We start from the raw sequence: 13778 nt of genomic DNA, 5'->3' as shown, positions 1-13778 counted from the left end.
TACAATCCTTTCGATTACCTATTCATAATTCTATGTTACAACATTCAGAACAGTTTTTGTGGGATAAAATTACTTATGACTTCCTGTTGGTTCGATTAAATAAGCTGTTGAGAGATAGCATCGCTTTATTAAAAATGAATATAACGAAGCCATTTCAGTTTATGAAGTGAACAAAGAGAGCAAGTACCCCCTGCCCCCATTTTACCTACTGATCGCCAACTTTTTTCAGTTCTTTTGGGATCCAGTGAAACAAAATCTCCTATTTTCCTTATGGAATGATGATAGCATCATATAATAACGATATAATCAATAGCTTTAAAAAAGCAAAAAGCGTAAAAAAAGATGGTAACGATACGACCGTTACCATCTGGACCTTGCAACAAAATCAAAGCTACATACGTTCCCTTGTTTATGCTGGGTTCCTTATCGCCGGAAATGTAAGTGTCACAATGGTACCCTTGCCCACTTCACTTGTAATGGCGACGTTTCCCTGGTGAGCTTCCACGATCCCCTTCACAATGGTCAAACCGAGACCGGTTCCTCCCTTTTCCCGATTTCGTGAGCGATCTCCCCGATAAAACCGTTCAAAAACAAAGGGTAAATCTTCGGGTGAAATTCCCGTTCCGTTATCTACGACCTTGACCTCGACGATCCTCTTCTTTTGTTCGAGGGTGACGTTCACTTCACCCCCTGGTGGTGTGTGCTTCAAAGCGTTTGTAAGCAGGTTGGAGATCGCTTGAGCAATTCTTTGTTGGTCCCCCATAATCCATGCAGTGGATTTCAAGTAACTTTTCACTTGAATTCCTTGTAGCTGAAAGGCTGCTGTCATCGATTCCACAATTCCACCTACTACATTGGTTAGATTGATCTCATTTTGAGAGATGTTTAGTGCTCCGGATTCTACCTGGATAACTTGGTCTAAATCGCTTACGATGCGGATGAGCCGCAACACTTCGGAACGAGTTGCCTCTAGGTGTTCTGGAGTAGCTTCCCAAATGCCATCCAACATTCCTTCAGTCTGGGCAAGCAATGTGTTTAATGGTGTACGTAGCTCGTGTGCAATATCAGACGTAAGCCGTTTCCTCAGTTCCTCCTGCTTTTGTAGGCTTTGAACGAGATTATTAAATGAATGCACGAGAACGGACAATTCGTCTTCCCCTTGGGGCAGATCCACTCTGATAGATAAATCTCCTCTTGAAACAGCTCGCGAAGCGTCACTCATATCTACGATCGGTTTAGCAAGACGTTTTGCAATGAAAATACTGGCGATACAGACGAGGAGTAGCAAAGCGAGCATGGTCCACTGCATAGCATTCGTATGAGCCATCCGGAAGTGTTCCTCCAACGACATGGCGTACGAGTTGTCATATTGAATGCCGATATACCCGATTGTATGATCCCGTTCTTTTATAGGAATCATGTTCACGCTACTTGTATCTTCAGGGTTCACAGCTTTTCCAAACGTTCGAATGAGCCTATGCTCCTGGTCAAACAGGGAAAACTGCAAACCTAATACGGAAGAAGCGGCTTTCAGTTTTAGATATGTTTGATCGTCCCATCCTAGTCCTGTTTGATACTCGTTCTCAAGGATGTCCAGCAGATCCTGTTCGTGCTGTTGATTGACCTCATTCAGATACATTGAAAAATGATAATCCATTTCTTTAATGGACAAAACCGTGGATATCAAAATGCCACTGGCGCTAACGGCCATGAAGGTCAGTGCAAGCCTCATCCATATGCGCCTCATAAGTTATCTCCCATTCCTCGTGGGATTGTCAAAGCGATAACCCAATCCATATACAGTCTTAATGTATTCCGGTTGTTTTGGATCATCTTCGATCTTTTGACGTAAATTCTTGATATGCGTGTCGATCGTTCGATCACTGCCTATGAAGTCCATTCCGAGTACTTCCTCCACTAATTCTTCACGTGTCCACGTTCGACCTGGGTGACGAACCAAAGTGGTAAGTAAGCGAAATTCATTGGATGTCAATTCTAGAGCAATACCCTTCTTGGTAACGCTACGCTCACGAAGGGAAATCTCTATTTCGCCAATGCGGATGAGATCGCTCAATACCTGGTACTCCCCTGCTCTTCTCAGTATTGCTCTAACTCTTGCGACGAGCTCACGTGGGCTAAATGGTTTAATAATATAGTCATCTGCTCCTATCTCCAAACCAGTGATTCTGTCGGCCTCCCCACTTTTCGCCGTCAACATCAAGATTGGCACTCGTGAAGTTTTCCGGATCTCCCTGCACACATCCTCTCCAGTCATGTCTGGCAACATCAAATCGAGGATCATGAGGTCAATAGGATACGTCGAAGCATATTCCAGTGCCTGTGTACCATCTTCAGCTGTACTGACATGGTATCCTTCCTTTTTTAAATACGAAGACAGTATTTCAAGGATTTGTCGCTCATCATCTACGATCAGAATATTGGACAACCTAAGCACCTCTCAGTCGTTCAATTGCAATCATCTTTCCTTCTTACGTTTGAGAAAGTATACGCTTATCATGAACATGGTCACAATGCTCCCGATAGATAGTGTCCCTCGCTAAATACCTAACAACCCCGAGGGATAATCATACAGCTAATTCAACGACAATACCGTAAGAATCTGCCCTCCCTTATCGAATGTCTGTCTCTTCTTGTGCTGTAAGTATAGAAGGACAATATGTAGGAATTATGGAGGCTGAATAAGAAAAAGATGGTCACTTGAAATCAGATAACCATCCTTTAAACCCAAAAGGAACCAAATCATAGTCCCTACCTATTAAATCAAGAAACTTACACTAGTTGATAAATCGGTAGAAATAGCTCAGCTTCCCTTTTCAGGAAAATATCCCAGAAGAGAGATTTGGCTTTTCTTCCTTCAACACTTCCGATCCCCTTCAACTCTGGAATTTTATCAACTCCATCCAGGCTAAATTTCCCATTTCCAACCACTGGACAAATTCGATGTACATTCTGATGTCCCAATAACAACTGAGCTGTTCCGTAGGAAAGAGAAGATTGAGCAGCCATAGTTAAGTGCAACAGATTCATTCCCCATTGAGCTGCCCCCATATCTCCAGCAGATCTATCTGAATCTACTAAAATTGGTTCCATAGTACAACCTATCGATAATAATTGAACATTTCCAACTGGCCATCCAAGTACACTCACTGCCTCTACAGCTGCTAAACCTGCTGGGTTATTTGCACATATTCCACCATCCACGAGGGCTGCGCCTGCTGAATCAAATTGAACCGGAAAGTACGTAGGTGCCGCAGAAGTTGCTAATGCTGCCTCAATGATGGGCTTTTTATAATCGCTTCTGAATCGCTCATGATGGGCAGTTTTGTACATATACACTTCCCCTGTATTAAGGTTAACAGAAGGAATGATTAATCTCGTTTTACAATCACCAATCACTTTATCTTGAAACAATTCCTGCAGTGCTTTCTTCAAGGGTTCTTGTGCATACTTAGCTTTTGATAATTGGGACAACAAACCACGACGCTCAAAAATTTGGGGACCGAATTCCTCATAGAACTTTAAAATTTCTGATGCCCTAAATCCTAAACTTAGTGCAAGTGCAATTAATCCACCGGTTGATGTTCCTACAATAAGATCAAAGTACTCTACAATCGATTTCCCTTCCAAGTCTTCCTCTATCGTTGCCAGAAATGATACAGGAAAAACCCCTTTTATTCCCCCACCATCTATAGACAGGATTTTATACATCCTCTTTATCCTCACTTTCCGGATCTGCCTCTCCGTGAATACCTCCACCTAACCATTCACCGGTAACATGCCAAATCTCGTAATAATAAAGCCATTCGCAAATCCAGGGGACTATAGTCTTGTGGATCCATTTTCTAGGCGTCCATTCCCTTGCCTGGGGATAATACAAACAAAGCCTGTCCTGCTCATACATATGAGGAATTTTAGACTCTCCTTCTCTTACCTTTAGTGCTGGCGAGATTACCCATACTTTCAATTTCTGTTTATCATTACGCCTATACAAAATTTTCACGGTATAGGACAGAGATAACTCTGTTGGCTGAAGGGAGCCCTGCCAAATGATTTCATTCAGATTTGAATGAACCACTGTAAATTGCGGATAGGCTTCTAGAAGAGAATGTGACTGTTCGGCCAAGGTTGGAACCTTGACACGAATCAACCACTTATTTGGACCATTCAAATACATCTTGCGTTTAAACTGATCCATAGAAGTTGTGTCCCTTTACAGGAATAGTATTGGAGAGCATGCTAGTTGTAAGGATTCCAGAGGATGTCACTCCTAATTTATTATTCTCCCGGAGTACTCTCATGAAATTAGCTTGCTTACGAAGTTCTTCTTCAACTGGTAGATGACCTTTGAACATACCTATGAGGGCTGTCGAAACATACTGAATACCACGGAGATCTATGATTTGGTTCCACTCACGTTGAAAATCATAAACAAATTTCACGAAATGCTTGTACGCCATTGCATCGTTATCCCAACGCTCGCTTAAATCTTCAAGTGGATTCATTGGATTCGCAACCTTCAGTCGTTTATTCTGTTGTTGAGCCTTAGAAAGTAAAACAGATATCCCATCGAGAACCCCTTGAATAGTTTCGGCAACAGAACCTTGTTTGTTGTATGTTTGAGCTGCCAGTGTGGTCAGAACTATGCTGATCGGAGCAAATTCCGGATTATTTTCGAAATAAACATCTCTATACCGCTTTATGAGTTGAACAGCTCTTTTGAGTGGGGGCTTTAATTCAACTGCTTCTACATCCGGAAGTGGTTGAATTTCTGCTCTCTTCTCAAACAACTCATACTGTTGCAACGGTATATAGTCATTTGCAACTTTGTCGAACCATTCAGCATAACCTTTTGGGTTACTGTCCTTCCATCCCTCTACGGATCGGTCGGGAACTTTTATACAACAATCGTCGCTAACAAGATTGGTTGGACATGCAGGAAGTATATCTAAATGATAATTCCCAGCGTAATTCAACCGAACGCATCGTTTTTTCACTTCTAACATCTGTGCGTATGTTTCATTTTGGAGCATCCGCTTTTTAATTGCATCAAACACTTCCATAGCATCGGTTTTACTCCAGTCTAGCTTTAATTCGCACACAAGATCCAAATCATACTCTTGTTTCGACAGTGGCTTTACCGTAGTACCAATACGCAATGATCCTTGTGGATAGATGACAACATCAACATCTTTCAATAAGTCTTCATCGCCACTGAGCCACTTAGATACAGACCCATAAGATGTTTCGATTGCATCGTATTGTGTTCTAGTGATTTGAAGCGTACTGCATATGCGTTGTAACAAGTCCTCCATCTGAAGTCCAACAGTTGCAAAATTTACTAGCGTGTTCATTAACCATACACCTCGCAAGAATTGATATATGTAACCATCCCTAGTCCCATGTATCCTACGATTCAACTATTGAATTTTTTCGAATTATGTAGTTCTTGCGTAGTGTTTATGAAAAAAGTTCTTGTATTCTACAAAATGAACTTGTAGAATAATGTTGGTTGAGTATCACATGAGACTAGTAAATATTGAGATGCCCCACATCTCATACTTACCAATAAAACAAAAAGATGGTTATCCCTTTAATCTTAAAGGGTTGATTTGATTTGGTCAACAACGTAAACTCTTTAACAAAAAATAGGGGGATGACAGATTTTTTCTGTCATCCCCCTATTTTTTGTATAAAAAGCTAATTCGACGAGTCTTTGAGTGTTATTTCCTTCTATATCGAGCTAATTTTAAATTTACAAAATCTAAAACTTCTTCTTTAGCAATATCCTGTAACTTTCTATAAGAACGAATTAATTCCATTTCGTCTTTTGCTATTTCAGTTTTACAAGATGTCACTTCGCTTAATAAAAGCCACTGCAAATCTATTTCGAACTGAGTTATCAATGAAATCAGAACATCAATAGATGGTTTTGATTTTCCTGATTCAATCTCACTTAAATTCGATTGAGATATACCAAGAATTTTAGCAAAATCAACTTGAGTCAATTTATTCCTTTTCCTAACCATTTTAACTCGCTCGCCAAGAGTATTTACAATCATTATGAACACCTTGTTAAAGGCAATCCAACCATGCCCGAATATAAATAAAAAACTTTAAAGCATATATTTGCCTAAAGTTTTTTAAAGCATAACCTTGCCGATGCGGCAAAAATATGGTTTAAGTCACACATCAGGTGGCTTCACTTTTTATGTATTTGGTGGAGGCGGGGGGATTCGAACCCCCGTCCGAAAACAGCGACACATGAGCATCTCCGAGCGCAGTCACTCATTTAGATTTCGGTGATGGATTCGCGGAGTGACGCGCTGACCCAGCACCTAGCCTGATTCATCTTCTTCCTTCGGCTCCAGGCGGAAGCCTCTGGCGTATCCCACTAAAGTTGAGCGCTAGTCACGCCACATGGGCGATGGAGTGGTAGCGCCTCACTGGTTATTAAGCAGCGAGAGAAAGTTGTTTGTTGCCAGTTAATGGCGTTCCGCGTTGTTGACGAGGTCCGCAGCCCCCCGGCTCGCTTCTCATGCTCTACCATCCTCGTCGAATCCAGAACGCCCCCAGGATGGGATAAAAAAGTCTAGGCGAAGAGAGGTAACCTACCGTTCCACACCTAGACTGTGTTGTGTGTTGTTAACAGTGTTTACTGCTCTTTCACTATAGCACAAAAGTCATGCATTTCTCAACGTGGATTCCTGCCAGTCCTGCCAGCACGATCCAACTAGGCGATTCTGCACCAAACTACACCTTCTGCCGCTCCCGCAAAGCACGCTCCACTTCCCGTGCTGCGTCCTTTTTCTTGAGATCCTCGCGCTTGTCGTAGTTCTTCTTCCCTTTGACTAGCGCCAGCTCTACTTTGGCCCATCCACCCTTGAGGTAGATGCTGAGCGGGACGAGCGAGTAGCCTCTCTCCCGGATCAAGCCATTGAGCTTGAGGATTTCCAGACGTTTCATCAGGAGCTTGCGTGTGCGCTCTGGCTCGTGGTTGTAACGATTGCCCTGCTCGTACGGGCTGATATGCACGTTGTACAGGAGCAATTCACCATCTTGCACGCGGGCGAAGCTGTCTTTGAGCTGCACGCGGGCTGCACGCACTGCTTTGATCTCCGTACCGGTCAGGGCGATGCCTGCCTCAAATACTTGCTCGATGTGATAATCGTGGCGGGCTTTTCGGTTTTGAGCAATCGTCTTGGTGCCGGCTTTATCTTTTGACATGGAGATCACCTCGCTTGTGCATGTTCCGCATTGGTATCAGTTAGTTTAGCAAATTTTTAACGTTGTGGCAAGGGATTTACCCGGCCATTCCCGCTGTTTTCACCCAGAATGGCCAGCTAAACAACTGTTTAACGACGTTTTCTCTTTGCCTGACTGGCGACGTTTTTTCGTTTCTTTTTCTTGGAGTGAACCAGATCCTCCCAGAAGCCTTTTTGACTCGCGGCTGGTGTATCCGTCCCTTCTCCGTTCTTCATCGCTACAACGTCCTCACTTCCTGGTACACCTGCAGAGCCTGTTCGACGAGATGATTTTTTCCCAGACGCTCCATTTGCAGCACGGCGCTCTTTGTACTTTTGTCGGATTGCAGCCGGATGCGTCTTGTCTTTATCCCGGGACGGACGTGAACCGTCTTGCTTGGACCTAGTCCCGCCTCTTCGCTCGTTTCCACGCCCATCGATGACTTTTGGCGTCCGCTCGCGACTTCCGCGGAAGCCCGCCTGCTTGGTCATGCCGACGATTTCAAAATCGATTGTTCTCTCGTCCACATTGACATTGGCTACCCGCACCTGGACTACATCCCCGATGCGGAACTGCTTCCCTGTCCGTTCACCGACCAGCGCGTACATTCTCTCATGGTAATGATAGTAGTCGTCGGTCAGGAAGCTGACGTGAACCAAACCTTCGATGGTATTCGGCAGCTCCACAAAAATTCCAAATGAAGTCACGCCAGAAATGACGCCTTCGAATTCCTCGCCGACCCGCTCCAGCATGAACTCGGCTTTCTTCAGGTCGTCGGTCTCCCGCTCCGCATCGACAGCCAGACGCTCCCGTTGAGACGCATGCTCGGCGATCAGCGGCATATTTTCCTGCCAGTAGGCCATTCGCTTCTCTGACAGCTGCTCGCCCCGCTCGATCCATTCGCGAATCCGACGATGCACGATAAGGTCTGGATAACGGCGAATGGGCGACGTGAAGTGCGTGTAAAAATCCGTCGACAGGCCATAGTGCCCCAGGCTTTCCGCGTCATAGCGCGCTTGCTTCATCGAGCGCAGCATCACGGTGCTGATGATGATCTCTTCCGGAGTGCCCTTGACCTCTTCCAAAAGCTGCTGCAGGGCTCTCGGATGCACCGAGTTTCCTTTTCCACGAATGGAGTAGCCGAAATTCGTGATGAATTCCGTGAACGCCATCAGCTTTTCTGCGTTAGGGTCTTCGTGAATCCGGTACATGAAAGGCTGCTTCATCCAATGGAAGTGCTCCGCGACGGTCTCGTTCGCTGCCAGCATGAACTCCTCGATGATCTGCTCTGCAATGGAACGCGTCCGAAATCCAATGTCAGTCGGTGTCCCTTCTTCATTTACATAAATTTTGGCCTCACGAAAATCGAAGTCAATCGCTCCGCGCTGCATCCGTTTTTTGCGCAGCTTGAGTGCCAATTGCTCCATCTCCTGGAACATCGGAACCAGCTCGCTATATTTCTCGATCAACGATTCGTCTTTATCCTGCAAAATGCTGCGGACATCCGCATAGGTCATCCGCTCATTCGTTTGAATGACGCTCAAAAAGATGTCGTACTTCACGACCTTGGCTTCATGATCCATCTCCATGTCGCAGGAGATCGTCAGACGGTCTACCTGCGGGTTGAGACTGCATATCCCATTAGACAAACGATGAGGCAGCATCGGGATGACGCGATCCACCAGATAGACGCTGGTCCCGCGACGAAATGCTTCCTGATCCAGCGGAGATTTCTCTCGGACGTAATAGCTCACATCTGCGATATGCACGCCGAGACGGACATTGCCGTTCGGCAGCTTTTCCAGCGATACCGCATCGTCCAGGTCCTTCGCATCTGCCCCGTCGATCGTCACCATCATGCGCTCACGCAAATCGCGACGGCCCTGAATCTCTTCTTCTGAGATCTGGTCCGGTGCCGCTTCGGCTTCTGCCAATACGTCCTCAGGGAAAGATTCTGGCAGGCCAAATTTGCGGATGATGGACAAAATGTCTACGCCCGGATCGTTTTTATGACCCAGTATCTCGACAACTTCACCCTCCGGATTGACACGCCCTTCTGGATAACGGACGATCTTGGCCACGACCTTGTGCCCGTCCACCGCACCGTTGTACGCTTCTTTCGGGATGAAGATGTCCTTGCCCAGTCGCTTTTCATCCGGGACTACAAACGCGTAGTAGGTCTCGTCCTTGAACGTCCCCACTACTTCCGTAATACCCCGCTCCACGACGCGGATGATGCGTCCTTCCAAACGATTTCCGCCCGCTTCTTTCTCGACCCTGACAAGCACGGTATCTCCGTGCAGCGCGCCGTTCATATCGTTGGCGTGTACGTAGACATCATCCATGCCAGGCGTTTCCTGGATTACAAAGCCAAAGCCTTTGGGATGGCTCTGCAATCGGCCACGCACCAGATTCATTTTCTCCGGTACTCCGTAGCGATTGGCCCGGGTACGAACCACTTCCCCGCTCGCCTCCAGCCCATTCAACGTTTTGACTAACTCCTTGAAGGCATCAGCGTCTTCCAAACCAAACGCTTCCTCCAGCTCCCTCACGGTCATCGGGTGGTACGCTTGCTCCCGCATGAACGCCAGGATATCCTGATCTTTCATTCACAAACCTCCTATTGTGCACGGACTTGCATCCTTGCTCTTTTCGTTATCATGTAGTATGTAGTATTCACCGCTCAGACGAGACGCAATCCCAATAGCGAAAAAGACAGCAAGTCGCACTTGCTGCCTTTGAGTCGTTCGCCTATTACGCTCCTGTTTTCAAGAAATAACCGAGCACGATCGTAAAGACCATGAATAAAACCGCAAACACAACGGTTAACTTCCCTAAAAGCGCGTCAATTCCACGGGCTTTTTGTTTGCCCATCAATTGCTCAGCACCGCCGCCAATCGCTCCCGACAGGCCAGCACTTTTTCCGGATTGCAACAATACGACGATAATTAATCCAATACTTGCGATCACAAGTATGATTTTCGCAGCCAATGCCATCTCATTTCACCTCAAAACGGATTTCCAAGACGGTACAAAACCAATAAAAACACTTTACCATATTTAGATAGGATCAGCAACAAGCTTTCCCTTCCATAATATATCATTTCTGTTGCATCAGCTGGTCATACGCAGTGCAATAACACTTACGATCAAAATAGACAGGGAAATTACTTGCCCTTTACTCAGCTTTTCCTTAAACCAAACAAACCCCAACACGGTAATTCCCACCGACCCGATCCCTGCACACCTCCAGGCCTGCTAATACCAATAACATCCACGCCATTACGCCCGCTCTCCTTTCGTCTCTTTTTCATCAGTCTTGGTAAAAACCTTCAAGCCTACAGTACCGAGCAAGACGCCGAACAGGGCAACCGCTTGCGTCAGCGAATACGGATCGCCCATCACGACTCCGACGATATACGTACCTATTGTCCCGATCCCGACAAAGACAGCATAAGCAATCGCTACCGGAATTTGCTTATAAGCCTTGATCAGCATGATAAAACTGAATGCAATCAAGAGGACGACTCCCATCCACTGCAAAGGGGTCGAGGCCGTTTTCAGGCTCGATGCCCAGACCACTTCGAGCAGACCTGCTGCAATAACTAAGAACCAACTCATCATGTTCTGCCTCCTTTTGTTAATGAATGAATGTCAGTCATTTTGTGTGTATAAAAAAAGCATTGGATACTCTCCAATCACTTTTTTAGGCTTTGAATAACGCTCGTTCCAGGAAAATCAGGAGCTCGTGCTTGAATGCTTCCAGCGAATCGTCTTGCTCCAAGCCGATGTAGTAGCGCTCAGCCGCATTCTCAATCATGTTGATCAAGGTCTTGGCTGTCCATTTTACATGCAGATCCGCCACGATTTCGTTTGCTTGCACGGCTTGATTCAATAGATTCTCAAGCCATTGATAATACGGCTGGTAGATCGCTTCCCATTTCTCCAGAGAATGATCGATAGCAAGCCCGGAATAGCAAAGGACAATCACGTCCTTGTGCTCTTCTGTGATCTTGAAGGTTTCATCGATCACAATCTCCAAGACATCCCATAGCTTTTCTTTCGATTCCGCCTTCTCCTTGATACGCTCTAACGTCATCCCAAACAAGTTGTCAGCAATTGCGGGTATTAAAGCCTTTTTAGATGAGAAATATAAATAGAAGGTTCCCTGTGCAACCCCGGCTTTTTTGACAATATCTGAAATAGACGTCTGATCGAGTCCTTTTTCAGCTATGACATCGATCGCCGCTACTAAAAGCTTCTGATATTTGTCATCAGATCTACTAGCCATGCCGCTGCCCACCTTTACAAACATGAATGACTGTCATTCATTTTAACGATTTTCGGGTAAATTGTCAAATCCCTTAACAAAAATTTCCGTTTTCCAGCTGTATAATATGGAAATTGTGTACTTTCTTTGTCCTTTTCTTAGGTTCCTTGCAACTGTCAAGATTTTGCCGTAAAATTGCATGTGAACCTTTATACTTGCCTTGGGAGGTCTTTGTCAGATGGCTGGGTCCAACAAAAAAGACATGAATCAAAACGACGTAATTGATTCCGCGAAGGCCTTTTTCACTTCGTTCGGTATCTTGTTTCTTGTATTTCTCATTGCACTCGTAGGATCGATCTTTTTCCCACCAAGTCACGGGGAGGAAGCGCAAGGTGGCGGAGCACCAACTGCCAATATTGATGCAGCCGCTGTATTTAAACAAAACTGCGCATCCTGTCACGGTCAAAACCTGGAAGGTATCGCAGCACCAGCTTTGACTACTGTAGGGGCAACACACAGCGCTGAGGATATCGCCAAAATCATCAAAGAAGGTAAAGGCGGTATGCCACCAGGATTGCTGAAAAAGCAACCGGAAATTCAAGCAGTTGCGCAATGGCTGTCTGAACATAAGTAAGTACATAGATAGCCCGTATGGATAAACACCGGAGACTCGTCCTCTTCGGTGTTTTCCATGTTTACAAGGAGGCATCACAGAACATGACATCCACTCTTCTGCTCGAGGGTCTGGGCAAGCAGATTCAACCTCCCGATGGTCCCTGGCTATTCCGCGATCTCCAAGCAACTATTACTGAACCCACTATCATCAGCATTTTGGGCAAATCAGGCCAAGGAAAGAGCACCTTGCTGCGCATACTAGGGCGATTAACCCTGCCAAGCTGCGGCATAATGGTTCTGGACAACAAGGATTGCAGCCAATGGACGCCAGAGGCATGGCGTATGACCGTCAGCTACGTAGCCCAACAGCCCATGATGCTGCCAGGCAGTGTAACAGAGAATTTGCAGGCTGCGAGCAACCTGCATCAGCGCATATTTGACGTCAAACAGGCCCGACAGTGGATGGAACAGATCGGGCTGGATCATCTCGATTGGGAAAAGCCGGCACAGCAGCTGTCAGGTGGGGAAAAGCAGAGGCTTGCCCTGATCCGCACTCTGCTCCTGCGGCCTGCTATCCTTCTTTTGGATGAAGTGACCTCCTCTCTGGATGCTGTCAGCAAACAAGCTACAGAAGGCCTTCTACGTGATTTGCACGGACGGATGGGTACAACTATCCTCTGGGTCACACACGACCAGGAAGAGGCACGTACGACCAGCCAGCGCGTCTGGTTTATGGCAAACGGTCAATTATTGGAAGATACAGACAGTCAGACGTTTTTTGATTCTCCTGAATCCGATGAAGCGAAAATGTTTCTAAGCACTCATCCTGTCGTTGCCGAAGCAGCGGAGAGAGTCAGATGAGCGATATTTCGATGTGGTTTGCGTTCGCCTTTGTCCTAATCGCTCTCTTCCTCTCGACTTGGCAAAAGCTCGGCATGGGCAAAGAGATAGTAATCGGCACAGTTCGTTGTACCGTCCAGCTTTTGGCCATCGGCTACGTTTTACAATTTATTTTTCATTCCGACAGCTACCTATTCGTCGCGCTTTTTGTAATCATGATGGTCACTGTTGCTTCCTGGAATGCTTCTCGCCGTGGTGCTCAACTAAAGGGAATCTTCTGGCGAATTCTGCTCTCCTTTGGCTTGACCGCAGTGGCGACAATCGGATCAATGGTCGCTGTCGGGCTTGTCACCCCTACTCCGCAGTACCTGATTCCGATGAGCGGCATGGTCATTGGGACTTCTATGATTGTATGCGGACTTTATATCAGTCAAATGAATCGCGAGACAGAGACAGCCCGTGGAGAAATCGAAGCCTTGCTCGCACTCGGTGCCTCCAGTCGCCAAGCCATACAGGGTACACTGAGACGCGCTGTCAAAGCCAGCATGATCCCTACCTTTGATACGATGAAAACAATCGGACTCGTGCAGCTGCCAGGGATGATGACGGGGATGATCATCGCCGGAGCCAGTCCGATCGATGCCGTTCGCTATCAGATTCTGACCATGCTGACCTTCTCCTCCGCAGCAGCCATCTCCGCCGTCATGATCAGCTTGCTGAGTTATCGGCTCTGGTTTACCAACGACTCGATGCTGCGTCAGGATGCGGAGTAATAGAACCTTCATATGTT

Annotated in this window: 15 protein-coding genes and 1 other RNA gene; 3 read left to right on the top strand and 13 right to left on the bottom strand. The window is 46.1% G+C overall.

What is annotated here, in order from left to right; all coding sequences use genetic code 11:
* Positions 1-409: 409 nt before the first annotated feature.
* From EDM52_RS22480 to EDM52_RS22420, 13 genes are all read right to left on the bottom strand, one after another.
* A complete protein-coding gene (locus EDM52_RS22480; protein ID WP_122911149.1) occupies positions 410-1747 on the bottom strand; it encodes a HAMP domain-containing sensor histidine kinase in 1338 nt (445 codons plus the stop codon).
* Positions 1748-1750: 3 nt separating this feature from the next.
* Complete coding sequence (locus EDM52_RS22475) at positions 1751-2446, bottom strand: response regulator transcription factor (RefSeq protein WP_122911148.1); 696 nt, start codon at positions 2444-2446, stop codon at positions 1751-1753.
* A 344-nt stretch (positions 2447-2790) separates the two neighbouring features.
* Positions 2791-3729, bottom strand: coding sequence for a CBASS cGAMP-activated phospholipase (locus EDM52_RS22470; RefSeq protein WP_122911147.1), 939 nt, complete (start codon positions 3727-3729; stop codon positions 2791-2793).
* Positions 3722-4216 carry a type II CBASS E2 protein gene (locus EDM52_RS22465; protein WP_221175570.1) on the bottom strand — a complete coding sequence of 165 codons (495 nt, stop codon included), beginning with the start codon at positions 4214-4216 and terminating at the stop codon, positions 3722-3724. The genes EDM52_RS22470 and EDM52_RS22465 overlap by 8 nt, the downstream gene beginning before the upstream one ends.
* Positions 4203-5372 (bottom strand): nucleotidyltransferase domain-containing protein, encoded by a 1170-nt coding sequence (locus EDM52_RS22460; RefSeq protein WP_245997309.1) that lies wholly within the window; start codon positions 5370-5372, stop codon positions 4203-4205. Before EDM52_RS22460 ends, EDM52_RS22465 begins: the two co-directional genes overlap by 14 nt.
* Positions 5373-5741: 369 nt before the next feature.
* Positions 5742-6080 carry a helix-turn-helix domain-containing protein gene (locus tag EDM52_RS22455; RefSeq protein WP_122911146.1) on the bottom strand — a complete coding sequence of 113 codons (339 nt, stop codon included), beginning with the start codon at positions 6078-6080 and terminating at the stop codon, positions 5742-5744.
* Positions 6081-6236: 156 nt separating this feature from the next.
* Positions 6237-6592: a transfer-messenger RNA gene (ssrA, locus tag EDM52_RS22450) on the bottom strand.
* A 179-nt stretch (positions 6593-6771) separates the two neighbouring features.
* Positions 6772-7245 carry an SsrA-binding protein SmpB gene (smpB, locus tag EDM52_RS22445; protein ID WP_122911145.1) on the bottom strand — a complete coding sequence of 158 codons (474 nt, stop codon included), beginning with the start codon at positions 7243-7245 and terminating at the stop codon, positions 6772-6774.
* Positions 7246-7373: 128 nt separating this feature from the next.
* Entirely contained in the window at positions 7374-9872 is a 2499-nt protein-coding gene (rnr, locus tag EDM52_RS22440; protein ID WP_122911144.1) for a ribonuclease R, read from the bottom strand.
* A gap of 145 nt (positions 9873-10017) precedes the next feature.
* Positions 10018-10260 carry a preprotein translocase subunit SecG gene (gene secG, locus EDM52_RS22435; RefSeq protein WP_122911143.1) on the bottom strand — a complete coding sequence of 81 codons (243 nt, stop codon included), beginning with the start codon at positions 10258-10260 and terminating at the stop codon, positions 10018-10020.
* Positions 10261-10377: 117 nt separating this feature from the next.
* Positions 10378-10500, bottom strand: coding sequence for a DMT family transporter (locus EDM52_RS25775; protein WP_122911142.1), 123 nt, complete (start codon positions 10498-10500; stop codon positions 10378-10380).
* Positions 10501-10545: 45 nt separating this feature from the next.
* Complete coding sequence (locus tag EDM52_RS22425; RefSeq protein WP_122911168.1) at positions 10546-10884, bottom strand: DMT family transporter; 339 nt, start codon at positions 10882-10884, stop codon at positions 10546-10548.
* An 85-nt stretch (positions 10885-10969) separates the two neighbouring features.
* On the bottom strand, positions 10970-11554 hold the full coding sequence (locus tag EDM52_RS22420) for a TetR/AcrR family transcriptional regulator (RefSeq protein WP_122911141.1): 585 nt from the start codon (positions 11552-11554) through the stop codon (positions 10970-10972).
* A gap of 217 nt (positions 11555-11771) precedes the next feature.
* Here EDM52_RS22420 and EDM52_RS22415 point away from each other — a divergent pair, with 217 nt between their 5' ends.
* From EDM52_RS22415 to EDM52_RS22405, 3 genes are all read left to right on the top strand, one after another.
* The gene (locus tag EDM52_RS22415) at positions 11772-12167 is read left to right on the top strand and encodes a YqzM family protein (RefSeq protein WP_122911140.1); all 396 of its coding nucleotides are present in this window, start codon (positions 11772-11774) and stop codon (positions 12165-12167) included.
* Positions 12168-12250: 83 nt separating this feature from the next.
* Positions 12251-13009 carry an ABC transporter ATP-binding protein gene (locus tag EDM52_RS22410; protein ID WP_122911139.1) on the top strand — a complete coding sequence of 253 codons (759 nt, stop codon included), beginning with the start codon at positions 12251-12253 and terminating at the stop codon, positions 13007-13009.
* A complete protein-coding gene (locus EDM52_RS22405; RefSeq protein WP_122911138.1) occupies positions 13006-13761 on the top strand; it encodes an ABC transporter permease in 756 nt (251 codons plus the stop codon). Before EDM52_RS22410 ends, EDM52_RS22405 begins: the two co-directional genes overlap by 4 nt.
* Positions 13762-13778 lie beyond the last annotated feature (17 nt).

Source organism: Brevibacillus invocatus (assembly GCF_003710915.1).
Classification (GTDB): domain Bacteria; phylum Bacillota; class Bacilli; order Brevibacillales; family Brevibacillaceae; genus Brevibacillus; species Brevibacillus invocatus.
This window is presented reverse-complemented; position numbering and strand designations above follow the sequence as displayed.

Bases quoted from the DNA above. Each gene is read 5' to 3' on its own strand.
- rnr (WP_122911144.1), bottom strand. From the start codon at position 9,872: ATGAAAGATCAGGATATCCTGGCGTTCATGCGGGAGCAAGCGTACCAC.
- secG (WP_122911143.1), bottom strand. From the start codon at position 10,260: ATGGCATTGGCTGCGAAAATCATACTTGTGATCGCAAGTATTGGATTA.
- EDM52_RS22460 (WP_245997309.1), bottom strand. From the start codon at position 5,372: ATGAACACGCTAGTAAATTTTGCAACTGTTGGACTTCAGATGGAGGAC.
- EDM52_RS22425 (WP_122911168.1), bottom strand. From the start codon at position 10,884: ATGAGTTGGTTCTTAGTTATTGCAGCAGGTCTGCTCGAAGTGGTCTGG.
- EDM52_RS22480 (WP_122911149.1), bottom strand. From the start codon at position 1,747: ATGAGGCGCATATGGATGAGGCTTGCACTGACCTTCATGGCCGTTAGC.
- EDM52_RS22410 (WP_122911139.1), top strand. From the start codon at position 12,251: ATGACATCCACTCTTCTGCTCGAGGGTCTGGGCAAGCAGATTCAACCT.
- EDM52_RS22405 (WP_122911138.1), top strand. From the start codon at position 13,006: ATGAGCGATATTTCGATGTGGTTTGCGTTCGCCTTTGTCCTAATCGCT.
- EDM52_RS22420 (WP_122911141.1), bottom strand. From the start codon at position 11,554: ATGGCTAGTAGATCTGATGACAAATATCAGAAGCTTTTAGTAGCGGCG.
- EDM52_RS22465 (WP_221175570.1), bottom strand. From the start codon at position 4,216: ATGGATCAGTTTAAACGCAAGATGTATTTGAATGGTCCAAATAAGTGG.
- EDM52_RS22415 (WP_122911140.1), top strand. From the start codon at position 11,772: ATGGCTGGGTCCAACAAAAAAGACATGAATCAAAACGACGTAATTGAT.
- smpB (WP_122911145.1), bottom strand. From the start codon at position 7,245: ATGTCAAAAGATAAAGCCGGCACCAAGACGATTGCTCAAAACCGAAAA.
- EDM52_RS22470 (WP_122911147.1), bottom strand. From the start codon at position 3,729: ATGTATAAAATCCTGTCTATAGATGGTGGGGGAATAAAAGGGGTTTTT.
- EDM52_RS22455 (WP_122911146.1), bottom strand. From the start codon at position 6,080: ATGATTGTAAATACTCTTGGCGAGCGAGTTAAAATGGTTAGGAAAAGG.